General features: G+C 48.7%; 19 protein-coding genes. 12 read left to right on the top strand and 7 right to left on the bottom strand.

Translation table 11 applies throughout. The annotated features are described in order from the left end of the window. Positions 1 to 88: 88 nt before the first annotated feature. A complete protein-coding gene (locus H3001_RS01475) occupies positions 89 to 1,183 on the top strand; it encodes a Nif3-like dinuclear metal center hexameric protein (RefSeq protein WP_181213893.1) in 1,095 nt (364 codons plus the stop codon). A 6-nt stretch (positions 1,184 to 1,189) separates the two neighbouring features. Then, the gene (locus tag H3001_RS01470; protein WP_181213892.1) at positions 1,190 to 1,981 is read left to right on the top strand and encodes a zinc ribbon domain-containing protein; all 792 of its coding nucleotides are present in this window, start codon (positions 1,190 to 1,192) and stop codon (positions 1,979 to 1,981) included. A gap of 164 nt (positions 1,982 to 2,145) precedes the next feature. Here the strand turns inward: H3001_RS01470 and H3001_RS01465 are convergent, their stop codons facing one another. After that, a complete protein-coding gene (locus H3001_RS01465; protein WP_181213891.1) occupies positions 2,146 to 2,604 on the bottom strand; it encodes a type I restriction enzyme HsdR N-terminal domain-containing protein in 459 nt (152 codons plus the stop codon). A 57-nt stretch (positions 2,605 to 2,661) separates the two neighbouring features. Here H3001_RS01465 and H3001_RS01460 point away from each other — a divergent pair, with 57 nt between their 5' ends. The 5 genes from H3001_RS01460 to H3001_RS01440 all read left to right on the top strand — a co-directional run bounded on the left by H3001_RS01460 (position 2,662) and on the right by H3001_RS01440 (position 7,687). Continuing rightward, positions 2,662 to 3,438 (top strand): AMP nucleosidase, encoded by a 777-nt coding sequence (locus H3001_RS01460; RefSeq protein WP_178245512.1) that lies wholly within the window; start codon positions 2,662 to 2,664, stop codon positions 3,436 to 3,438. Between the two features lie 8 nt (positions 3,439 to 3,446). Next, positions 3,447 to 4,463, top strand: a complete 1,017-nt coding sequence (holA, locus tag H3001_RS01455; RefSeq protein ID WP_178245514.1) for a DNA polymerase III subunit delta — start codon at positions 3,447 to 3,449, stop codon at positions 4,461 to 4,463. 1,000 nt (positions 4,464 to 5,463) lie between these two features. Continuing rightward, entirely contained in the window at positions 5,464 to 5,895 is a 432-nt protein-coding gene (locus tag H3001_RS01450) for a helix-turn-helix domain-containing protein (RefSeq protein ID WP_178245516.1), read from the top strand. Between the two features lie 116 nt (positions 5,896 to 6,011). Then, positions 6,012 to 6,788: a dihydroorotate dehydrogenase electron transfer subunit gene (locus H3001_RS01445; protein ID WP_181213890.1), complete on the top strand. Its 777-nt coding sequence runs from the start codon at positions 6,012 to 6,014 to the stop codon at positions 6,786 to 6,788. Next, positions 6,776 to 7,687, top strand: a complete 912-nt coding sequence (locus H3001_RS01440) for a dihydroorotate dehydrogenase (RefSeq protein ID WP_178245520.1) — start codon at positions 6,776 to 6,778, stop codon at positions 7,685 to 7,687. The genes H3001_RS01445 and H3001_RS01440 overlap by 13 nt, the downstream gene beginning before the upstream one ends. A 214-nt stretch (positions 7,688 to 7,901) precedes the next feature. Here H3001_RS01440 and trmD read toward each other — a convergent pair whose 3' ends face one another. Continuing rightward, on the bottom strand, positions 7,902 to 8,582 hold the full coding sequence (trmD, locus tag H3001_RS01435; RefSeq protein WP_178245522.1) for a tRNA (guanosine(37)-N1)-methyltransferase TrmD: 681 nt from the start codon (positions 8,580 to 8,582) through the stop codon (positions 7,902 to 7,904). Between the two features lie 101 nt (positions 8,583 to 8,683). On the opposite strand from trmD, the gene ligA reads away from it, so the two are divergent. Then, on the top strand, positions 8,684 to 10,687 hold the full coding sequence (gene ligA / locus H3001_RS01430) for an NAD-dependent DNA ligase LigA (protein WP_181213889.1): 2,004 nt from the start codon (positions 8,684 to 8,686) through the stop codon (positions 10,685 to 10,687). Between the two features lie 127 nt (positions 10,688 to 10,814). After that, positions 10,815 to 11,708 (top strand): 4-hydroxy-tetrahydrodipicolinate synthase, encoded by an 894-nt coding sequence (gene dapA, locus H3001_RS01425; RefSeq protein ID WP_181213888.1) that lies wholly within the window; start codon positions 10,815 to 10,817, stop codon positions 11,706 to 11,708. Positions 11,709 to 11,973: 265 nt separating this feature from the next. Here the strand turns inward: dapA and H3001_RS01420 are convergent, their stop codons facing one another. Beyond that, positions 11,974 to 12,777, bottom strand: a complete 804-nt coding sequence (locus H3001_RS01420) for an MBL fold metallo-hydrolase (RefSeq protein ID WP_181213887.1) — start codon at positions 12,775 to 12,777, stop codon at positions 11,974 to 11,976. 238 nt (positions 12,778 to 13,015) lie between these two features. Between H3001_RS01420 and H3001_RS01415 the strand changes: the two genes are divergently transcribed. Beyond that, on the top strand, positions 13,016 to 14,344 hold the full coding sequence (locus H3001_RS01415) for a cobyrinate a,c-diamide synthase (RefSeq protein WP_181213886.1): 1,329 nt from the start codon (positions 13,016 to 13,018) through the stop codon (positions 14,342 to 14,344). Positions 14,345 to 14,456: 112 nt separating this feature from the next. On the opposite strand, the gene H3001_RS01410 is transcribed toward H3001_RS01415, so the two are convergent. The 3 genes from H3001_RS01410 to lon are packed head-to-tail and all read right to left on the bottom strand — an operon-like array spanning position 14,457 to position 19,258. Continuing rightward, positions 14,457 to 15,566 carry an LptF/LptG family permease gene (locus H3001_RS01410; protein WP_181213885.1) on the bottom strand — a complete coding sequence of 370 codons (1,110 nt, stop codon included), beginning with the start codon at positions 15,564 to 15,566 and terminating at the stop codon, positions 14,457 to 14,459. Between the two features lie 16 nt (positions 15,567 to 15,582). Beyond that, positions 15,583 to 16,713, bottom strand: a complete 1,131-nt coding sequence (tgt, locus tag H3001_RS01405) for a tRNA guanosine(34) transglycosylase Tgt (protein WP_181213884.1) — start codon at positions 16,711 to 16,713, stop codon at positions 15,583 to 15,585. A gap of 58 nt (positions 16,714 to 16,771) precedes the next feature. Beyond that, positions 16,772 to 19,258 (bottom strand): endopeptidase La, encoded by a 2,487-nt coding sequence (gene lon / locus H3001_RS01400; protein WP_181213883.1) that lies wholly within the window; start codon positions 19,256 to 19,258, stop codon positions 16,772 to 16,774. Positions 19,259 to 19,466: 208 nt separating this feature from the next. Here lon and H3001_RS01395 point away from each other — a divergent pair, with 208 nt between their 5' ends. Further along, positions 19,467 to 20,171: a tRNA1(Val) (adenine(37)-N6)-methyltransferase gene (locus H3001_RS01395; RefSeq protein WP_181213882.1), complete on the top strand. Its 705-nt coding sequence runs from the start codon at positions 19,467 to 19,469 to the stop codon at positions 20,169 to 20,171. Between the two features lie 5 nt (positions 20,172 to 20,176). Here the strand turns inward: H3001_RS01395 and H3001_RS01390 are convergent, their stop codons facing one another. After that, the gene (locus H3001_RS01390; protein ID WP_181213881.1) at positions 20,177 to 21,211 is read right to left on the bottom strand and encodes a diacylglycerol/lipid kinase family protein; all 1,035 of its coding nucleotides are present in this window, start codon (positions 21,209 to 21,211) and stop codon (positions 20,177 to 20,179) included. 331 nt (positions 21,212 to 21,542) lie between these two features. On the opposite strand from H3001_RS01390, the gene spt reads away from it, so the two are divergent. Next, positions 21,543 to 22,727, top strand: coding sequence for a serine palmitoyltransferase (gene spt, locus H3001_RS01385; RefSeq protein WP_181213880.1), 1,185 nt, complete (start codon positions 21,543 to 21,545; stop codon positions 22,725 to 22,727). The last annotated feature ends 97 nt before the right edge of the window (positions 22,728 to 22,824 follow it).

The following is a 22,824-nucleotide window of genomic DNA, read 5'->3' as shown; positions in this document are numbered from 1 at the left end:
CAATCTGTGATTTTTATCGCTTTTCGTGCCGATTCGCTTTTTTGTTTGTCGGAATTTTATTACCTTTGCATATAAATTTTCGCGTAACATGAAAATTAAGGAATTTGTAACTGCCCTTGAGATGTTCGCGCCTCTGCCATTGCAGGACGGATTTGACAATGCCGGACTGCAAGTAGGATTGACAGACGCGGAAGCTACAGGGGCTTTGTTGTGTCTGGACGTGACCGAAGCAGTGGTAGATGAGGCCATCGAGAGGGGGTATAACCTGATTGTGTCGCATCATCCGCTGATTTTTAAGGGATATAAGTCGCTGACGGGGCGTGACTATGTGGAACGCTGTATCATGAAGGCCATCAAGCACGATATCGTGATTTTCTCCATGCATACCAATCTGGACAATGCTCCGCAGGGAGTGAACTATAAGATTGCGGAGAAGATCGGACTGAAGAACGTGCGTATCCTGGAACCGAAGGAAGCGGCGTTGCTCAAGCTGGTGACCTTTGTTCCGGCTGACCGGGCCGACGAGGTGCGTAAGGCGCTGTTCGAGGCGGGCTGCGGATGTATCGGCAATTATGATTCCTGCAGCTATAACGTGGAAGGAAAGGGTACGTTCCGTGCCGGAGAAGGTACGCATCCGTACTGCGGTACGCAGGGAGTGGTGCACGAGGAGTGCGAGACGCGGATAGAGACCATTCTGCCGGCTTATCTGAGAAGGCAGGTGACTGCCGCCCTGATACAGGCGCATCCGTATGAAGAACCGGCTTATGATTTCTATCCTTTGCAGAATGAATGGAGTCAGGTGGGTGCCGGAGTGGTCGGTGAATTGCCTGAGGCCGAGGAGGAAAGGGCGTTTCTGGGCCGTATCAAGGACCTGTTTGAGGTGGGCTGTGTGAAACATTCCCGTTTTCAGGACCGGAAGATCCGGACTGTGGCCCTGTGCGGGGGATCCGGAGCGTTTCTGTTGCCGCGTGCCGTAGCCAGCCGTGCCGATGTGTTCCTCACGGGTGAGGTGAAGTACCACGAGTATTTCAATTACGAGAAAGACATTCTGGTGGCCGAAATCGGTCATTATGAGAGTGAACAGTATACCAAGGAAATTTTTTATTCAATTATAAAGGATGTATTTCCGGGACTGAAGGTGGAAATGACCTCCGTAAATACGAATCCAATTAATTATTTGTAATCGTTTATGGCTAAAGAAGCAAAAAAAGATCCGAGCGAATTGAGCGTTGAGGAAAAACTGAAAGCACTGTATCAGTTGCAGACCATGTTGTCTGAAATCGACAAAATCAAGACTTTGAGAGGTGAACTGCCTTTGGAAGTTCAGGACTTGAAGGACGAAGTGGAAGGCTTGGGTACTCGTATCGAGAAAATCAAGTCGGAAATTGAGGAGCTGAAGTCGAATGTAGCTGCCAAGAAGATTGAGATCGAAACGGCAAAGACTTCTATCGAAAAGTATAAGGCTCAGCAGGATAATGTGCGCAACAACCGCGAATATGACGTGCTGACCAAGGAAATCGAGTTCCAGAGCCTGGAAGTGGAACTCTGCGAAAAGCGTATCCGTGAATATACGGCTTCCATCAAGTCGAAGGAAGAGGATATCGTGAAGAGCGAGCATGCACTGGAAGAAAGAAAGAAGGACCTGGAAGTGAAGAAGAACGAGCTTGACGAGATCGTAGCGGAAACCAAACAGGAGGAAGAAAAGTTGAGAGACAAGGTGAAGAACCTGGAAACAACTTTCGAACCTCGTTTGCTTCAGGCTTTCAAGCGTATCCGCAAGAACTCACGCAACGGACTGGGTATCACTTACGTACAGCGTGATGCGTGTGGCGGTTGCTTCAACAAGATTCCGCCTCAGAAGCAGATGGATATCCGTATGAGAAAGAAAATCATCGTTTGCGAATACTGTGGCCGTATCATGATCGACCCTGAATTGGCAGGTGTGGTTGCAGAAAAGCATCTGGAAACTAAAATCAAGTAATTCCGGGCGTGGAATGAAAGAAGCTGCGGGGGATTCTTCCGTAGATAGTAGCATAAATAAGGAGCATTCGCTGCTTGCATCGCAGGATGGGCAGCGGATGCTCCTTTGTTGTTCCGGCCTGTGTCTGCCTGGGCCTGTAAAAGCCGTACGGAGGCCGGTACTGTTTATTCGGTTTCGAGTGACGGATAATCAGGAATCGAGGGCAGGAAGGTATACGTCTGTGTGCGGTAGTCTATCCGGCAGCAGTAGTGCTGGAGCCCGTTGGTGACAATCAGGTATTTGACGCGCAAGACCATGTTGTAGCGGGTAATCTGGTCGAAGACGGCTTGGGTAATCTCTACGCTGGGAGCCTTGTATTCCACAATCATCAGGGCCGAAAGGTCTCTGCGGTACAGCACGGTGTCGCATCTCTTCCGGGTGCCGTTCAGGTTGATCTGAATCTCGTTTGCAAGGAGTCCCTGGGGGTATCCTTTGTAAGCAAGCAGGTAGTGGGTGAAGTGCTGCCGGACCCATTCTTCGGGGGTCAGGGCGACGTATTTTTTGCGTAAAGTGTCGAAAATGTATCTTTTTCCTTCTCTATTGGTGATTTTAAGTGGGAAACTTGGTAAGTTTAATGCTAACATTTTATTAAATTTGCAATAATAGATACTTGTTATTTTACACAAAAGTACGAAAAGATTATGAAAACGAAAGCAGAAATTGTGGCTAACTGGCTGCCACGCTACACAAAACGTCGACTAGAGGATTTCGGTGAATATATTTTGCTGACCAATTTTAATAACTATGTGGAGATATTTGCCGAACGTTTTAACGTTCCGGTTCTGGGCCGTGATGCCAATATGATTTCTGCACATGCCGAGGGAATTACCATCATTAATTTCGGAATGGGTAGTCCCAATGCGGCGATTATCATGGACTTGTTGAGTGCGGTGCATCCGAAGGCTTGTCTGTTCCTGGGTAAATGTGGGGGTATCAGCAAGAAGAATCAGATCGGGGATTTGATTCTGCCGATTGCGGCCATCCGTGGTGAGGGTACTTCGAACGATTATTATCCGCCTGAGGTGCCTGCCTTGCCGGCATTTATGCTGCAGCGTGCGGTTTCTTCGGCCATCCGTGACCACTCTCGGGATTATTGGACCGGTACGGTGTATACGACCAACCGCCGTATCTGGGAGCATGACGACAACTTCAAGGAGTATCTGCTCAAGACCCGCGCAATGGCCGTGGATATGGAGACGGCTACGCTGTTTACTACGGGCTTTGCGAATCACATTCCTACCGGGGCGCTGTTGCTGGTATCCGATCAGCCGATGATTCCGGAGGGTGTGAAAACCGACAAGAGTGACTCGATGGTGACCAAGAAATACGTGCACGAACATGTCGAGATCGGTATCGATGCGCTGCGGATGATTGTAGACGAGAAGAAGACGGTTAAGCATCTGAAATTTGACTGGTAACTGGAATAATGGCTAAGGAAATAACTTACGAAGAGATTGTCCGTAATCTGAAGAACCGGGTGTATTCTCCTGTCTATTTTCTGATGGGGGAAGAGGATTACTATATTGACCGGATCTCGGATTATATCATGGATACAGTCTTGTCGGAGGTCGAAAAGGAGTTTAATCTGACGGTTCTGTACGGGGCTGATACGGATATGGCCGGGGTGATCAACGCGGCAAAACGGTATCCGATGATGTCGGAACATCAGGTAATCGTAGTGAAGGAGGCGCAGGGACTGAAAGGGATGGAAGACCTGGTGTATTACCTGCAGAAGCCTTTGTTGTCTACCATTCTGGTGTTCTGTTATAAGCACGGTACGTTGGACCGGCGGAAAAAAATCACGGCTGAAATCGAAAAAGCAGGGGTGCTGTTTGAATCCAAAAAACTCAAGGATACGCAGCTTCCGGGCTTTATTTCTTCTTTCTTGAAGCGGAAGAAGGTGGAAATCGAACCCAAGGCTTCGGAAATGATCGCGGAGTTTGTGGGTACGGATTTGAACCGTCTGGCCGGAGAATTGGAAAAATTAATTATCACGCTTCCGCCGGGGGCTACCCGGATTACTCCTGAGCAGATTGAACGGAATATCGGCATCAGCAAGGATTATAATAATTTTGAATTGCGAAGCGCACTGATTGAAAAGGATGTGCTCAAGGCTAATCGGATAGTAAAATATTTTAACGATAATCCCAAGAATAATCCATTGCAGCTGACCTTGGCGGTTCTGTTTAATTTCTTCTCGAACCTGATGCTGGCGTATTATGCTCCCGAAAAAACGGAGCAGGGTATTGCTGCACAGCTGGGACTTCGCTCGCCGTGGCAGTCGCGTGAGTATATGGCGGCAATGAGGCGCTACAAAGGAATAAAGGTTATGCAGATTATTGAGGCTATCAGAACCTGCGATGCGAAATCGAAAGGTATCGATAACTCGTCCATGTCGGATGGGGATTTGCTGAAGGAATTGGTGTATGTGATCCTGCATTGATTTTTCTTTTCCATAGGGAAAGAAGATTGGACTAAGGTCAGGAGGAAAGACGGATATGAAAGGCTGTCTTTCCTCCTGATTTTTTTCGTCCTTCCGGTGATGAAAAGAGGGCATCAGGGAATTCGGAGACCTCCGGAAGAACGGTGGAAGGAACGGTTGTTTTAATGGCGTTTTGACTGATGTTTTTTTGGGGGCTTCATGGACAGCAATGAGATTGCAGAATTTGAGAGCGAGTGTGCTTTTATCCGTGAATTTTCAAATCTCACGAAAGCGGGTAAAACGGGGTGTCCGGGGAGAAAAAAGGAAAAGCTGAAGGCTGGCTGAAGAAAGTCCGGCGAACCATCGGTCCGATGAACTTCAGGCTTCCCGATCCGATATCCGGATCAAAAGGGTAGAGGTCGTGATAAAAGGATGGTGGGGGAGTGGCAGCAAAGGTTGCAGGAGAAAGTGGGGGCAGTGAAAAATTAAGGCGATTTCGTAATTTTCTTCGTTTCTTATGTATAAATGTATCGATTTACATTTGTTATTTCCCTTGTTTTGTATGTATGTAAATAGAAAGATGATACAGATGTAAATTTTATCTATTTTTGGAAATAATTCTCTTTTTTGGTGTAATTATAGAGATGTAAAATTCGCATATGTAAATGAAATAATATCCGCATGGAAAGATTATGATTAATAATTTGTAAACCAGTCTAGTAAAGTTTATTATATAGGTAGTACTTTAAAGGAAAATCGGAGAATGTGCCAAATGTTCGCTAATTCTCGGATTTCTTTTATTTTATAATATATAATATTGATATAATCAGTTATTTGTAGGAATTCGTTAAAGTGAATATCTTAATTTATTTTTATACATTTACAAATGTGTACGGTTGTGGCTATTACAAATGTAAAGAATGAAAAGATAATATATGAATTAGTTTTTATAAATGTAAATTTGTATATGTAAATAATAATGTTTACATTTGTATTACTGAAAATATAATGCCAATTGTAAATGAAAGATCGAATTTTACAGATAATGGAAAGAGAAGGAGTGAGTAATGCGGAATTTGCCGAGAAGATAGGGATTTCCACTTCTTCGTTATCTCATATTTTCAATGGCCGTAACAAGCCCAGCCTTGAAGTGGTCATGCGTATTCATAAGGCATATCCGGAGATCAATCTGTACTGGTTGCTTTATGGTGAGGGTGAGATGGAGGAGGCCCTCCCCTCGCAAGTGTCTCAGAATTCGGAAAATATGCATCCCGTGTCGGTGAATTTTGATTTTGAGAATGACAGGGGCTTTGAAAATGGGTATAATCCTTCTAACCCTACTGACAGAGAGACTGTTAAGTACATCGAAAAGCCTCATCCGAAAATCACTGAAATAAGAATTTTCTTCGATAACGGGACTTACGAGGTCTTCAAGCCTGAAAAGCATGGATGATGTCTCTCCCGCGCAGACGGTAAGAGGGAAAGTATGGAGAAATTTTATCTAACTCCGTATATTTGGGGTAAATTCGTTATCTTTGTCCGCAAAGAATGAATTTACCCAATTTTTTTATGAAAAAGTACATATTAGATTTGACAGTTACTGAAAACATTCGTTTGCATGCAAACTATGTGTTGATTAAACTGACTCAGGAAGCTCCTCTTCCCGAAATGCTTCCCGGACAGTTTGCTGAGATCCGGATAGACGGCTCTGCTTCTACCTTCCTGAGACGTCCTATCTCTATTAATTATGTAGACCGTAAAACTAATGAAGTATGGTTCCTGGTGCAGCTGGTGGGCGACGGTACCCGTAAACTGGCAACCGTACAGAAGGGTGATATCGTGAACGTGGTTTTGCCTTTGGGTAACGGATTTACACTTCCTCAGTCGGCCGAAAAGAAGGTGCTGCTGGTAGGCGGAGGCGTGGGAACTGCTCCGATGCTGTATTTGGGAGAAGCCTTGCTGAAGATGGGATGCAAGCCGGTATTCCTTTTGGGAGCCCGTTCCAAGAACGACTTGCTCCAGCTCGACAGCTTTGAACGTTTCGGTGAGGTATATACGACAACCGAAGACGGAAGCATGGGAGAAAAGGGTTATGTAACCATGCACAGCATATTGAAGGAACGTCAGTTTGATATGATCTATACCTGTGGTCCGAAACCGATGATGATGGCTGTGGCCAAGTATGCGCATGCCAACCAGATTGAATGCGAGGTGTCTCTGGAGAATACAATGGCATGTGGTGTAGGTGCATGTCTTTGCTGTGTAGAGAAGACCGATGAAGGTCATGTGTGTGTATGTAAGGAAGGTCCTGTATTTAATATAAAGAAATTGTTATGGCAGATTTAAGTGTAAATATCGGTAATTTGAAAATGTCCAACCCGGTCATGACGGCATCGGGTACATTTGGATATGGTCTGGAGTTTCAGGATTTTGTAGATCTTGAAAAGATTGGAGGCATTATAGTAAAAGGTACTACACTCCACCATCGTGAGGGAAATCCTTATCCGCGTATGGCAGAAACTCCTATGGGGATGCTGAATGCGGTGGGACTGCAGAACAAGGGCGTACACTATTTTGCTGAGCACATTTATCCGCAGATCAAGGATATCCGCACGAACATGATCGTGAATGTATCGGGATCGCAGATTGAGGACTATGCGGAAACTGCCCGTATCATCAATGAACTGGAACACATTCCTGCCATTGAACTGAACATTTCTTGTCCGAATGTAAAGCAGGGCGGTATGGCCTTTGGAGTCACAGCCAGCGGTGCTGCCGAAGTGGTGAGTGCAGTACGTAAGGTATACGACAAGACACTGATCGTAAAACTCTCTCCTAACGTAACAGACATTACCGAAATTGCCCGTGCGGTGGAAGGTGCCGGAGCAGACAGTGTGTCGTTGATCAATACGTTGCTGGGAATGGCCATTGATGCGGAAAAACGCAAGCCGATACTGTCTACGGTTACCGGTGGTATGAGCGGTGCGGCAGTCAAGCCGATTGCCCTGCGCATGGTATGGCAGGTAGCCAAGGCGGTGAAGATTCCGGTAGTCGGACTGGGAGGTATCATGAACTGGAAGGATGCCGTGGAATTCCTGCTGGCAGGTGCGACAGCCATTCAGATCGGTACTGCCAACTTTATCGATCCGGCTATTACTGTAAAGGTAGCTGAAGGTATCAATGATTATCTTGACCGTCACGGTTACTCTTCTGTGCGCGATATTATCGGAGCCTTGGAAGTCTGATTCGTATCGTAAGATGTTGGTTAAATATATTTACAAATAAAAATCATGCATGAGTCGGACGGCTTGTGTGAAATGCGGTTCTTCATCAGAACCCGTTTCTGCAACCTTCGCTCATGCATGATTTTTTTATTCCCCTCTACTGCCTTCCTGATGCAGTCAGGAGCGAGGGGAATGTCAATCTTTTTTGATGCTTGCCTTTCCTTGGTCTTCCGACTTATTTTTCTTCGAGCAAGTCGGGGCGCAACCGCTGGGTGCGTTCCAGTGACTGCTGGAATTCCCATTCCCGGATTTTGGCTTCATGACCCGACAACAGGATATCGGGCACCTTCCATCCGTTGTATTCTGCCGGACGTGTGTATACAGGCGGAGCCAGCAGGTTGTCCTGGAACGAATCGGACAAGGCCGACTGTTCGTCGGAGATTACTCCAGGGATGATGCGCACGATGGAATCGGCAATGACTGCCGCAGCCAGTTCTCCTCCGGTCAGTACGTAGTCTCCGATACTGATTTCTTTTGTGATGAAATGCTCGCGGATACGGTAATCGATTCCCTTGAAGTGTCCGCACAGGATAATCAGGTTGCCTGCCAGTGAAAGAGAGTTGGCCATCTTCTGGTTGAACTGCTCTCCGTCGGGCGTAGTGAATATCACCTCGTCATAATGACGCTCCGCTTTCAGTGCCGAGATACAGCGGTCGATCGGTTCTATCTTCATGACCATGCCGGCACATCCTCCGAAAGGATAGTCGTCTATCCTGCGGTAGCGGTCCTGGGTATAATCTCTTAAATTATGGATGTGGATTTCTGCAATTCCCTTTTTTTGCGCGCGGCTCATGATGGAGCAGTTGAAAAAGCCCTCTATCATTTCCGGTAAAACGGTTATAATATCTATTCTCATAATCTCTTGTTATTTTTTGCAAAAGTACAAAGATTCCGCTGCACCACATACCGTATGCCCGACATTTTTCGTAATTTTGCATGAAACATCATATGTATGCTATGACAGATATAGAAAGAATTGACCAATTGCGTGAAGAACTTCATCTTCATAATTATAATTATTACGTGTTGAATGCTCCGGTAATTTCGGACAAGGAATTTGATGACCTGATGCGGGAACTGCAGGAACTGGAGGCACGTCATCCGGAGTACATGGATGAGAATTCTCCTACAATGCGGGTGGGAAGCGACATCAACAAGAACTTTACGCAGATCGAACATAAATACCCGATGCTCTCTCTGGGCAATACATATTCTCAGGCCGAGGTAACGGAATTTTATGAACGGGTGAGCAAGGCACTGAACGAGGATTTCGAGATTTGCTGTGAAATGAAGTTTGACGGAACTTCCATTTCCCTCACCTATGAGCATGGCAGACTGGTGCGTGCCGTGACACGTGGTGACGGTACAAAGGGGGATGACGTGACCGACAATGTGAAGACGATACGTTCCATCCCGTTGAAACTGCACGGAGAGGGTTATCCGGATGTGTTTGAAATCCGCGGAGAGATCCTGATGCCCTGGGTGGTTTTCGAGGAACTGAACCGGGAACGGGAAAGCCGGGAGGAACCGTTGTTCGCCAATCCACGCAACGCAGCTTCGGGTACCCTGAAACTGCAGAATTCGGCTCAGGTGGCTTCCCGTAAGCTGGATGCTTACCTGTACTACCTGCTGGGAGACAATCTGCCCTGCGACGGACATTACGAGAACCTTAAGGAAGCGGAAAAATGGGGATTCAAGATTTCCGACATTACCCGCAAGGTGCATTCCCTGCAGGAGGTATTTGATTTTATCAATTACTGGGACGTGGAACGCAAGAACCTTCCGGTAGCCACCGACGGCATCGTACTGAAGGTAAATTCGCTCCGTCAGCAGAAAAATCTGGGCTATACCGCCAAGTCCCCCCGCTGGGCCATTGCCTATAAGTTCCAGGCCGAACAGGCCCTTACCCGCCTGTTGAAAGTAACGTATCAGGTCGGTCGTACGGGAGCCATTACTCCTGTGGCCAATCTGGAGCCGGTACAACTGTCGGGTACCGTGGTGCGCCGTGCCTCCCTTCATAATGCCGATATCATCGCTTCTCTCGACCTGCACGTCGGAGACAGTGTGTATGTAGAGAAAGGCGGTGAGATTATCCCGAAGATTACGGGAGTAGAAACCTCCCTGCGTCCGGCCGGCAGTGAGAAGGTTACGTTCATCACCCACTGTCCGGAGTGTGGCAGTCCGCTGGTACGCTACGAGGATGAGGCTGCCCATTACTGTACGAATGAAACCCAGTGTCCGCCTCAGATCAAGGGCAAGATAGAGCATTTCATCAGCCGGCGTGCCATGAACATTGAAGGCCTTGGACCGGAAACGGTGGACCTGTTCTATCAGGAAGGGATGATTCACGACGTGGCCGACCTGTATCAGTTGCAGAGCCAGGACATCGCCCGTCTGGAGCGTCTGGGAGAGAAATCGGCCGAAAACATTATGGCGGGACTGGCCCGTTCCAGGGAAGTGCCGTACGAGCGCGTGTTGTTTGCCCTGGGAATACGCTTCGTAGGCGAGACGGTAGCCAAGAAGATTGCCCGTGCCTTTCCTTCCATCGACCTGCTGGCGGCCGCTACTCTGGAAGACCTGATACAGATTGATGAAATCGGAACGCGCATTGCCCAAAGCATTCTGCTTTATTTCTCGAACAAAAAGAACCGTCAGCTGGTGGCGCGTCTGAAGGAAGCCGGATTGAAAATGGAGGCCGATGAGGAAGACAGAAGCGGATATACCGACAACCTTGCCGGTCAGTCTATCGTAATCAGCGGGGTGTTCCAGCACCATTCGCGCGATGAATACAAGGCGCTGATCGAGAAGCATGGCGGAAAGAACGTGGGAAGCATATCCAAGAAGACTTCCTTTATTCTGAAGGGAGACAATATGGGCCCCAGCAAACTGGAGAAGGCAGAGAAACTGGGTATCCGCCTGGTGGAGGAAGACGAATTCCTGAAGATGATTCAGGAGGCCTGAAAGTGGCTCTGAGGACTTCCGATAATTTTCAAACTAATATTTGAAAAGCAAAAAATAGAAAAATTCATTATTAAAAATAGAAAATATTTATATTTTTGCATATCCTATTAAGCATATAATATAACTTATGATACGAAGAAGATTGAAAGGAATGGGAGTAGCTTTGATTACTCCTTTCAATGAAGATGGCAGTGTGGACTATGATTCCCTGATACGTCTGGTAGAGTATCAGGTACAGAACGGGACCGATTTCCTGTGTGTGCTGGGAACTACTGCCGAGACACCGACATTGACTGCTGAGGAAAAGAAAAAGATTAAGGAACTTGTCATAGAGCGCGTTAACGGACGTATTCCTATCCTGTTGGGAATAAGCAGCAACTGTACGCAGACAGTGGTCGATACCTTGAAGAACGATGATTTTACAGGGGTGGATGCGGTACTGGTTGCCGTCCCTTATTACAATAAACCTTCTCAGGAAGGCATTTACCAGCATTACAAGGCCATTGCTGAGGCTACCAAACTGCCGGTGGTGCTGTATAACGTACCTGGCCGTACGGGAGTCAACATGACTGCCGCTACTACCTTGCGTCTGGCCCGCGACTTCGAGAACATCGTGGCCATCAAGGAGGCTTCGGGAGACATTACCCAGATGGATGATATCATCAAGAACAAGCCGGAGAATTTCGACGTGATTTCCGGAGATGACGGTATCACCTTCCCGCTGATTACTTTGGGTGCCGTAGGTGTCATTTCGGTAATCGGAAATGCTTTTCCGCGTGAGTTCAGCCGCATGACCCGTCTGGCCCTGGCCGGGGATTACAGCAGTGCCCTGGATATCCATCATAAGTTTACGGAATTGTTCAAGCTGTTGTTCGTCGACGGTAATCCGGCAGGTGTAAAGGCCATGCTGAATATGATGGGAATGATCAAGAACCGTCTGCGTCTGCCTTTGGTACCGACACGCATTACTACCTTCGAGGAGATGCGCCGTATCCTGGATGAACTGAAGATTAAATGCTGATGAATGGTTCATCGGCGGGACAGGATGGGTGAAGTGATTCCATTCGTGGCAGGAGGCTTGACCGATAGGTCCATTGTAGAGCCGTTCCTGTTTGTTTAAGCGGCATGCGGAACACTTTGCAGTATCCGGATCCAAATACAAATATCCCCTTATAAATTCGTCGATTCTGAGTGAATCCGGATTTATAAGGGGATATTCTTTTTTGAGTGACTTCCGGTTCAGGACTTGCTTTGTTCTGTCCGTCTTTGCGGACTTGTCCGCAGCCTTACAGAGAATAGATTTCAGAGGGTGAGGTCCGTTTCAGCGGAATGACCTGAACATCCCTTCCTACAATGATGTTTTTCTCTTTCAGTGCCAGTTCTACAGTCTTGAAGGCCAGATCCGGATGGTTGTTGTCCTTGCTCAGGTGGCACAGCCACAGGTACTGCAGGCCTTCCGGAAAATGGTTGGCCAGGTACTCGGCCATCTCCCGGTTGCTCATGTGTCCGGTAGGGCTTGCAATCCGGGCTTTCAGATGGGCAGGATAAGGCCCCATCTGCAGCATGCTTTCGTCGTAGTTGGCTTCCAGGATCAGGTAGTTGGCACAGCCGATGTACTTGCCGGCAGTTTCCGTAATGTGTCCGATGTCGGTGAGGAAAGAAAATACCTTTCCGTCAATGGAGATGCAGTATCCTACGTTGTCGCTTCCGTCGTGAGGCACCTCGAAGCAGGTGATGGTAAAGTCTTCTATCTGCAGGCTCTCCTCCTTATGGATAAAGCGGGTGTTTGCCTCACTGATTCTTTCGGTCATGCAGTAGCTCCGGCTCATTCCGTGGTGGATTTCCGGCGTGGTGTAAATGGGGATGTTGTATTTGCCCGCCAGGTGACCGACGGCCTTTATATGGTCTGCGTGGTCGTGCGTCACGAATACGCCCTTTATCGTCTCCAGCGGTAGGTTATATTCTTTACAGATTTTTTTTATGCTGCGGATGCCGATGCCTGCATCAATGAATAATCCGTATGTCTCGGTCCCCAAATAATAACAATTGCCGCTGCTGCCGCTGCCCAGGCTCATAAATCGTATTTTCATCTATTTTCGTTTTTTGCTGTTAGAAGTGTATGGAAATCAGTCCGAAACCTCTCTGAGCCTGTCTGTACCCTGATTGGCCTTCGGACGATTTCAAACAAAGGTACAAAAAGAATGGAAGTTGACCAAACATCTCCTCCCGACTTGATGCGATATACTTGCACGGAAATGCAGATAAAAGTGCCCGATTATACCGCTGTTATCGTCGAAATACCTATCTTTGCGGGAAAATTTTAAATGAATGAAACCACAGTTTTTGCTAGCTTCTCCCTTTGCCGGGAGCGGAAAGACAACGATTGCATTGGGGTTGTTGAGGGTGTGGCAGCGCCGGGGCATAAAGGTGCAGCCTTTTAAATGCGGCCCTGACTCCATTGATACGCAATATCATGCACTGGCTTCCGGGAATGATTCGGTCAACCTGGATAGCTGGCTGGCATCTTCCGGTCATGTCCAGCATTTGTATAACCGTTACGGAGAGCGTGCCGATATCTGTCTGGTAGAGGGCACCATGGGGTTATACGACGGCTACCACCTTCAGAAGGGGAGTTGTGCGGAGATTGCCTCTCTGCTGAGTATCCCGGTGGTCATGGTGGTCAATGCGCGGGCTGTCTCATACTCTGTGGCACCGCTGCTGTATGGATTCAAGGCGTTTAACCCGCAGGTCCGTATCGCAGGGGTTATATTCAATCAGGTTGCCTCTGTGGCGCATTATGCGGTCTTGCGTGAGGCCTGTACGGATGCGGGACTGGAATGTCTGGGATACGTTCCTGTAATCAGCGAGGTGAAGATGCCTGCCCGTCATTCGGGAATCACCTTGTCGGTCAGGAAATCCATGAACGAACAGATTGACCGTATCGCCGATGTCCTGGAGAAACACATTGCACTGGACCGGCTGGAAAGCCGTTGCACCCGTATCTTCCCTTGCCGCTATACCCTGCCTTTTACCTCCGAACTCGATGAGGAGCCCATGAAGCCGATGTGGGAAAAGCCGCTGAAGATTGCCGTAGCCCGTGACCCTGCATGCTGCTTCCTCTTCCGGGAGCATCTCGACCGGTGGTCGGCGATGGGGGAACTCAAGTTTTTCAGCCCGGTGTATGGAAGTGACCTTCCGGAAGCCGATCTGGTCTATCTTCCCGGAGGTTTTCCGGAACTCTTTGCCCGTCAGCTGCACCGCAGGAAGCGCTTGATGCAGCAATTGCGTGATTATGCGGAGGCCGGAGGAAAGATTCTGGCTGAAGGGGGAGGCACGCTGCTGCTTGCACGTTCGCTGACCGTTCGTCCCGGTGGGACGGCTTACGAGATGGCCGGTATCTTCCCGCTGGATTATACCATGGCCGGCACGCGCCTGAATTCGGGTTACCGTACAGCCGTCGTTCAGGGAGAGTCCCTGAAGGGATATGAGTTTCATTATCCGGCAGCTTCACCTTCCGAGACTTGCGGCTCCTGTGCCCGGATACTGACTCCCAAAGGGGTGGAGACAGGGGCCTCCTTGTACCGTTACAAGAACGTGATTGCCGGGGATGTCCAGTGGTACTGGGGAGAAACCGATCTCTGGTCTTTGTGGAAATAAGTCTGCCTGGAGAATCAATCCGCTTATCATAAACTGTCAAGCCGGTCTGCATGCTTTCCGCAGAAAGATGCAGACCGGCTTGTTGGTATAAGGTATAAAGGCCACGTAATCCTTATTTCGGAGCCTTTCTATACAGGTATATCGCAATGAACAAATAGAGTATGTTCGGAATCCATACGGCCAGTGCAGGCGACATGTTTCCGTTCAGTGCAAAGGTCGACGAAATGGTCTGGAACAGGATATAGGAGAAACTCAGTCCCAGTCCGATACCCAGGTGCAGTCCCATACCTCCCTTCACCTTGCGCGAGGAGAGGGAAACCCCGATGGCCGTCAGAATGAAGGCCGCAAACGACATGGCAATCCGTCGGTGATATTCAACCTCAAACGCCTTGATATTGGCGAATCCGCGCTGTTTCTGCTTGGAGATGTATTCGCTCAACTGGCGGCTTGTCATGGTTTCCTGCTGTCCGCGGGTAATCAGGAAATCCTGCGGCTCCATGTTGATGATGGTATCCAGCCGGTCTCCCTTGGTGATGTATTCACGCATGCCCTTCATTTCACGGATCATGTAGTCCTTGACAATCCATTTATGATAAGTCAGTGTATCGTAGGTAATCCGTCGTGCCGTAAGGTGAGACACCAGCTTGTGGTCCTCGAACTTATCCAGCGAGAAACGGTATCCCGTCTTGTTGTAGTCCTCATACCGTTCCATGTATGCAATGACTCCACTGTCTACCTCAAGCTGGATGTTCCGGACGTAATCGGCCGATTTCTTGTTCTTGTACACCTTTTCAAACTGCAGTCGGGTGACACTTCCCGTCGGGATGATTTCCGTTCCCAGCACATACGTCACCACCGAGATGATGGCTGCCGAAACCATGTAGGGGAACATCATTCTTTTAAAGCTCATGCCCGTAGAGAACATGGCAATGATTTCGGAGTTCTCCGCCAGCTTCGAGGTAAAGAAAATCACGGCGATGAAGACGAAGAGCGGACTGAACAGATTCGTATAATACGGAATGAAGTTCAGGTAATAGTCAAATACGATAGCCTTCAGCGGAGCCTTATTGTTGATGAAATGGTCGATATTCTCATTTACATCGAATACCACCGCAATGGAGATAATCAATGCGATAGCGAAGAAATAAGTTCCCAGAAACTTGACGATGATATACCTGTCAAGTCTCTTCAGCCATTTGGTTTTGAAAAACTCTTTGTTCATGTCTCAGGTGTCTTGATTACAGTCGGGTAGAAAGGCGTTTTACCATCATGGGCTTCCAGGTCGAGAAGTCGCCGGCAATGATGTGCTTGCGGGCCTCTTTGACCAGCCACAGGTAGAATGCCAGATTATGGATAGACGCAATCTGCATGGCCAGCAGCTCCTGGGCATGGAAGAGGTGACGCAGGTAGGCACGGCTGTACATGGTGTCTACGTACGATGCGCCGTCTGCCTCTATCGGAGCGTAGTCGTTTTCCCATTTCTTGTTGCGCATGTTCATGATACCGTCTTTGGTAAACAGCATACCGTTGCGTCCGTTGCGTGTAGGCATCACGCAGTCGAACATGTCCACTCCGCGTTCGATTCCTTCCAGAATGTTGACCGGAGTACCTACGCCCATCAGGTAGCGTGGCTTGTCGGTCGGCAGGATTTCGTTGACAACCTCAATCATCTCGTACATCTTTTCGGTCGGTTCGCCCACTGCCAGTCCGCCGATCGCATTTCCGTCGGCACCCTTTGAGGCAATGTATTCTGCCGAGCGGCGTCGCAGGTCGGGATACACACAGCCCTGTACAATCGGGAAGAGCGACTGTTGGTAGCCGTACTTGGGCTCCGTCTCATTGAATCGGACGAGGCAGCGGTCCAGCCAGCGGTGCGTCAGTTCCATCGACTGCTTGGCATAGTTGTAATCGGATGTTCCCGGAGCACATTCGTCGAAGGCCATCATGATATCCGCTCCGATGGTACGTTCGATGTCCATCACGCGTTCGGGCGTAAAGAGATGCTTGGAGCCGTCGATGTGCGAGCGGAATTCCACGCCTTCTTCTTTCAGCTTACGGATTCCGGAGAGTGAGAATACCTGGAAACCACCGCTGTCAGTCAGCATCGGGCGGTCGAATCCGTTGAATTTGTGCAATCCTCCGGCACCTTCGATAATGTCAAGTCCCGGACGCAGATAGAGGTGATACGTATTGCCCAGAATGATCTGTGCCTTGATGTCATCCTTGATTTCATGCAGATGAACGCCCTTGACACTGCCCAGTGTGCCCACCGGCATAAAAATCGGAGTTTCAATCTGTCCGTGGTCCGTGGTGATCAGACCGGCACGTGCATTCGACTTCGGATCGGTATGTTGTAATTCAAATTTCATTAGCTTGGTAAAATTGGGTGGTCAATAAATTATCTTTTGCAGGGAACCTGCCTCCGGTTTATTTCTCCGGAGACGGTTCTTCTGTTTTATCAGTAACGGTAAAGTCTATCGCATCCTTCACCTTCTCATCGGTCAATGCCAGTGCCAGGACTTCCTTGATGTCGTTTACGTAATGGAAGTTCAGTCCTTTTACGTAAATCGGCTGGATTTCCTCGATATCCTTGCGGTTTTCCTCACACAGGATGATGTCGGTGATTCCGGCACGCTTGGCAGCAAGAATCTTTTCCCGGATACCTCCTACCGGAAGCACTTTTCCGCGCAGGGTAATCTCTCCGGTCATTGCCAGGTTGGCCCGTACCTTTCTCTGGATCAGGGCAGAAGCCAGTGAGGTGACCATGGTGATACCTGCCGACGGACCGTCTTTTGGAATGGCTCCTTCGGGCACGTGAATGTGGATGTTCCAGTTGTCGAAAATGCCATCCGGCAGCTCCAGCAAGTGCGAGTGTGCCTTCAGGTATTCCAAAGCCAGCATGGCCGATTCCTTCATCACGTCTCCCAGGTTTCCAGTCAGAGTCAGCCGTCCTCCCTTGCCCTTGCTCAGGCTGGTTTCCACGAAGAGGATTTCTCCGCCTACCGCCGTCCAGGCCAGTCCGGTTACCACACCTGCATATTCATTTCCCTGGTACTTGTCGCGTGAATACAGGGGCACACCCAGGTATTTGGACACATCTGCCGGCTTCAGTTCCACCGTACCGTCAAATTTGTCGCAGGCAATTTCCAGGGCAACCTTACGCATGATCTTGCTCAAGGTCTTTTCCAGCTGTCTGACACCGCTTTCACGGGTATAGTTTTCAATGATGTATTCAATGGCCGCTTTGGAGAATTTCAGGTGTTCCTTTTTCAGTCCCGATGCCTCCATCTCTTTCGGAATCAGGTGGCGCTTGGCGATTTCCACTTTTTCCTCGGTGATGTATCCGCTCACCTCAATCAGTTCCATACGGTCCAGCAACGGCTGCGGGATGGTTCCCAGGTTGTTTGCCGTAGCAATGAACATCACATTCGACAGGTCGTAGTCCATGTCGATGTAGTTGTCGTGGAACGTATTGTTCTGTTCCGGATCCAGCACTTCCAGCATCGCCGAACTCGGGTCTCCACGGTGGTCGCTGCCCAGTTTGTCTATCTCATCGAGAATGATGACCGGATTGGAGGTCTCTGCCTTGATGAGGCTCTTGATGATACGTCCCGGCATGGCACCGATGTAGGTCTTGCGGTGTCCGCGGATTTCAGCCTCGTCTCTGACACCCCCCAGTGACATACGTACGTATTTCCGCTTGAGTGCCGAAGCAATGGAACGTCCCAGAGAGGTTTTACCTACCCCCGGAGGGCCGTACAGACAGATAATCGGCGATTTCAGGCTGCCTCTCAGTTTCAGTACTGCCAGGTGCTCCAGAATACGCTCCTTCACCTTCTCCAGTCCGTAATGGTCCTTGTTCAGGATTTTTTCAGCATTCGGAATGTTCAGCGAGTCGGCCGAGTAGACTCCCCACGGAAGCGACAACAATGTCTGCAGGTAAGAAAGCTGCACGTTGTAGTCGGGCGACTGCGGATTGATCCGTTCCAGTTTGGCTACCTCACGCTCGAAAGTGGCTGCCGTTTCCTTGCTCCATTTCTTCTGCTTGCCTTTCTCTCTCAGCTCTTCGATCTCATCGTTTTCGCCGGTGCCCAGCTCGTCCTGTATGTTTTTGATCTGCTGGTGCAGGAAGTATTCCCGCTGCTGGCGGTCCAGGTCTTCGCGGGTCTTCATCTGGATGCTCTGCTTCAGCGCAGCCAGCTGGGTTTCCCGGTCGAGCACCTGTATCAGGTTGTAGATGCAGTCCTTGAACGACAGCTGGTCGAGCAGCTTGAATTTGTCTTCCAGCGGAAGCGGGAAGTTCGTACAGATGAAGTTGACAAGCAGGGTAGGCTGCTTGAAGTTTTTCAGTGCGAACGCAAAGTCAGGATTCATGCGGTCAGAACTCTCAATGAATTTCTGTGCCGTTTCCCGACAGGTATCCAGTAATACTTTGATTTCTTTTGATTCCTCAGGGTCTTCCTGTTTCTCTACTACCGACACGTGTCCTTTCAGGTAAGGGCGTACGGCGGTGACTTCTTCTATCTTGACCTTGACATTGCTGGTCTGTATGATGGCGCTGATCTCACCTCCCGGAAGATCGAGCACGCGAAGCACCCGTCCCATTACGGCTGTCGGATGCAGGTCGTTGAAGCCCGGTTCCTCCACCTCAGCAATCTTCTGCGTGGCAATAATGATGTGCTCCTCGTTCTTGGCAGCATTCTTGGCCAGTTTCAGCGTACTTTTACGTCCGATGGATACCGGCAATATTGATGAGGGAAACACCACCATGTTCCGCAGGGTCATGATCGCGAATTCCTGATCAAAGTCATCTACTTGCAAATCAGATGGGCTTGTACTTATTTCTGCTATCATTGACATGTCATTATGTGTTGATTCGGAAAATTCGACTTTTATATTTCTTTTTTTGTCCATCGTTTAAATTTGAGTTCTATTATAAACTTCTCTCTTAAAATAAGTCGGGGATTTTTTACCCCAAAACGGGTACAAATTTAATCAATATGTACTTAATATGGAAATGGAACAGGTGCAAATAGCTCTGTAAGATGAAATAAAAAAAGGTTTATTAGTATAAAATGAGGAGTTTTATCTATTTTTGGCACAAAATCAAGTTGCGGACATTATGCCAAATCATTTTTTCAAGTTTAAACAGTTTACAGTGTTTCAGGACCGGTGTGCCATGAAGGTCGGTACCGACGGGGTGCTGCTGGGGGCCTGGGCCGATGTGGAGCAGGCCCGGAGGGTACTGGATATCGGCACCGGAACGGGGATGATTGCCTTGATGGCTGCGCAGCGCAGCCAGGCGGAAGTATGTGGGGTAGAAGTTGATGAAGAGGCTGCCGGACAGGCATGCGAGAATGCGGACGCCTCTCCCTGGAAGGACCGTATCCGTATTATCTGCAAGCCGGTGCAGGCATATGCCGATGAGGCGGGGTTTGATGTGATTGTATCGAATCCTCCTTATTTCCAGGAACAGACATTCTGTCCGGATTCGCAGCGCAACGGGGCCCGTCATACGGACGGACTGTCGTTCGAGGAACTGCTGGAGGCGGTTTCGCGACTACTGACGGCGGAGGGAGTTTTTTATGTTGTATTGCCGGCAGGGGCAGTCGACCGTTTCGTCGGCCTTGCTGCCGAAAGGCACCTTTATCCGTGCCGCCATACCCGGGTACATACCAAGCCCGATGTGCCGTCAAAACGCTCGCTGTTGGGATTCAGCCGTTGCATCTTGCCTTGCAGGGAAGACAGTCTGGTGGTCGAGCTGGAGCGTCACGTCTACAGTCCGGAGTACATCCGTCTGACCCGGGATTTTTACCTGGCCATGTAAGCCTGTCATTTTTTTGACAGGCGGCGCAACAGGTTCTGGTTGAGCTGCAGCAGCTCCTTGTGCTTCTTGGCGATCTCCGAGGTAATCGGTTTCTTTCCTACAAACTCCGTAAAGTACTGGAATACGTTAAGAGGATAGGCGTAAGGCTTTTCCTGCTCTTTGGGAATCATCACCTTCAGGCCGGCAGGGATGATTTCCACTTCAATATCCTTGCCGCCCATTGCCGGGTCTCCGTCAAAATGGAATACTCCTTCCTTGGCACGGTGGATGATGATTTTCTTTTCTCTCAGTGTCTTGATCCGGCTGTTCTGGTCCAGGGTCTTGTTGAACAGCTGGAAGGAAAGTGCCGGTACGTCAAGCACATTGAACGGCTCCAGGATGGTGATGTCCATCTGTCCGTCGGTCAGAGAGGCCTGCGGGGCAATGTAGGCATTGTTGCCATACTGCGACGCGTTGGCGCAGGCAATCAGAAAAGCCTTGTATTTTACGCTTCCCGATTCGTTTTCTATTTCGTAGGTTTCCGGCCGGTAGGTCAGGCTCTCGTGCAGTGTATTTTCCAGGTAAGTCAGCAAGCCTCTTTTCCCCGAGTTGGCGAACTTGAGGCTTACGAAGGCGTCAAACCCCACACCGCAGGTGCAGAAAAACAGCCGGTCGTTGATTTTTCCGTAATCCATCTGAGTGCATATTCCTTCATTGAGCACCTGTATGGCCCCTTTGGGTTCCAGCGGAATGTGCAGGTGTCTCGCCAGGCCGTTGCCCGAGCCGCAGGGGATGATTCCCATGGCAGTCTGGGTATGCACGAGGGAGCGTCCGATTTCGTTGACCGTGCCGTCTCCTCCGATGGCAACTACGATATCAGCCTGGTTCCGGGCTGCTTCCAGGGCCAGCTCCGAAGCGTGTCCGGCATATTCGGTCTTCTTAATCACATAGTCATAGACCGAGCGGTCCAGACGTTCTTCTATCAGACGCAGGATATTTTCCTTACCGTGTGTGCCGGATATAGGATTAACGATGAATATAATTTGTTTTTTGGAACTCATTTTAGTTAAGGGTTTCTCGTCTTGTGTCGACAAAAATACGATTATTTTAATTATAATGCACGAAATTTGCAATAGAAATCTGAATAGATGTTTTTTTTGTCCATTTAATCCGCTGAAATGATTTTAATTATTATCTTTGCGCGATGTTTTTGAAATGAGTTTGGCTTGAATGTATTTATGGGCATCGTTTGTAATGAAAAGAGCGTTCGGGCGGATGTCAAGGAACTCTGACTGAACCGGATGGCCGTGCGCTGAAATATGGATTGCCAAATATAAAAGGAATAAGACAAATATAAAGGTTAAGTGTAACTACTTACGAATATTATAAAATATGGGATTATTACAAGAAAAGCTAAGTAAATTCAGATTGCCTCAGATGTACATGGAAAGAGGCGTTTATCCTTATTTTCGTGAAATAGACAGTGCGCAGGATACTGAAGTATTGATGGATGGAAAAAAGGTGTTGATGTTCGGTTCAAACTCTTACCTGGGGCTGACGCACGATTCACGCATTATTGAGGCTGCAATTGCTGCAACCCGTAAGTACGGTACCGGATGTGCCGGTTCCCGCCTGTTGAACGGAACTCTGGACATTCACGTTCAGCTTGAAAAAGAATTGGCTGAATTTGTAGGTAAGGATGAAGCCCTGTGTTTCTCTACCGGTTTTACGGTAAATGAAGGAGTGATACCGCAGTTGGTAGGACGCGGTGATTATATCATCTGTGACGATCGTGACCATGCTTCGATTGTGGACGGACGTCGTCTGACTTTTGCCAACCAGATCAAATACAAGCACAATGACATGGAGGCGCTCGAAAGAGAACTTCAGAAGTGCGAGCCGGATGCCATCAAGCTGATTGTGGTGGACGGTGTATTCTCAATGGAAGGTGACTTGGCTAATCTGCCGGAAATTATCCGCCTGAAGAAGAAATACAATGCGACTGTATATGTAGACGAAGCGCACGGACTGGGTGTGTTCGGTAAAAACGGACGCGGTGTCTGCGACCACTTCGGACTGACAGACGAGGTAGACCTGATCATGGGTACATTCAGTAAGTCATTGGCTTCTATCGGTGGTTTCGTAGCCGGCGACAAGGATGTAATCAACTGGTTGCGTCACAATGCCCGTTCTTATATATTCCAGGCCAGCAACACTCCGGCGGCTACTGCAGCTGCCATGGAGGCACTGAACATCCTGAAGACTGAACCGGAACGTCAGGAAAAACTGTGGGAAATCACTAACTATGCATTGAACAGCTTCCGTGAACGCGGTTTCGAAATCGGTGACACTGAAAGCCCGATTATCCCGCTTTACGTACGCGATACAGACAAGACTTTCGAAGTGACTAAGATGGCTTTCGATGAAGGTGTGTTCATCAATCCGGTTATTCCGCCGGCATGTCATCCGCAGGATACACTGGTACGCTTCGCGCTGATGGCTACTCACACCAAGGAACAGGTGGACTTTGCCATCGAGAAGTTGACCAAGTGCTTCAAGCAGCTGGAACTTCTGTAAACGATATTTCGGTATTTTATATATCTGAATACGGCACAAGAGTTGCAGGACCGGACAACCGGTTGTGCAACTCTTGTTTTTTTGCTGTCCTGTTTGA

This window comes from Phocaeicola faecicola, assembly GCF_013618865.1.
GTDB classification, from domain to species: domain Bacteria; phylum Bacteroidota; class Bacteroidia; order Bacteroidales; family Bacteroidaceae; genus Phocaeicola; species Phocaeicola faecicola.
The sequence above is the reverse complement of the archived record's forward strand: the minus strand, read 5'-3'. Positions and strand labels throughout refer to the sequence as shown.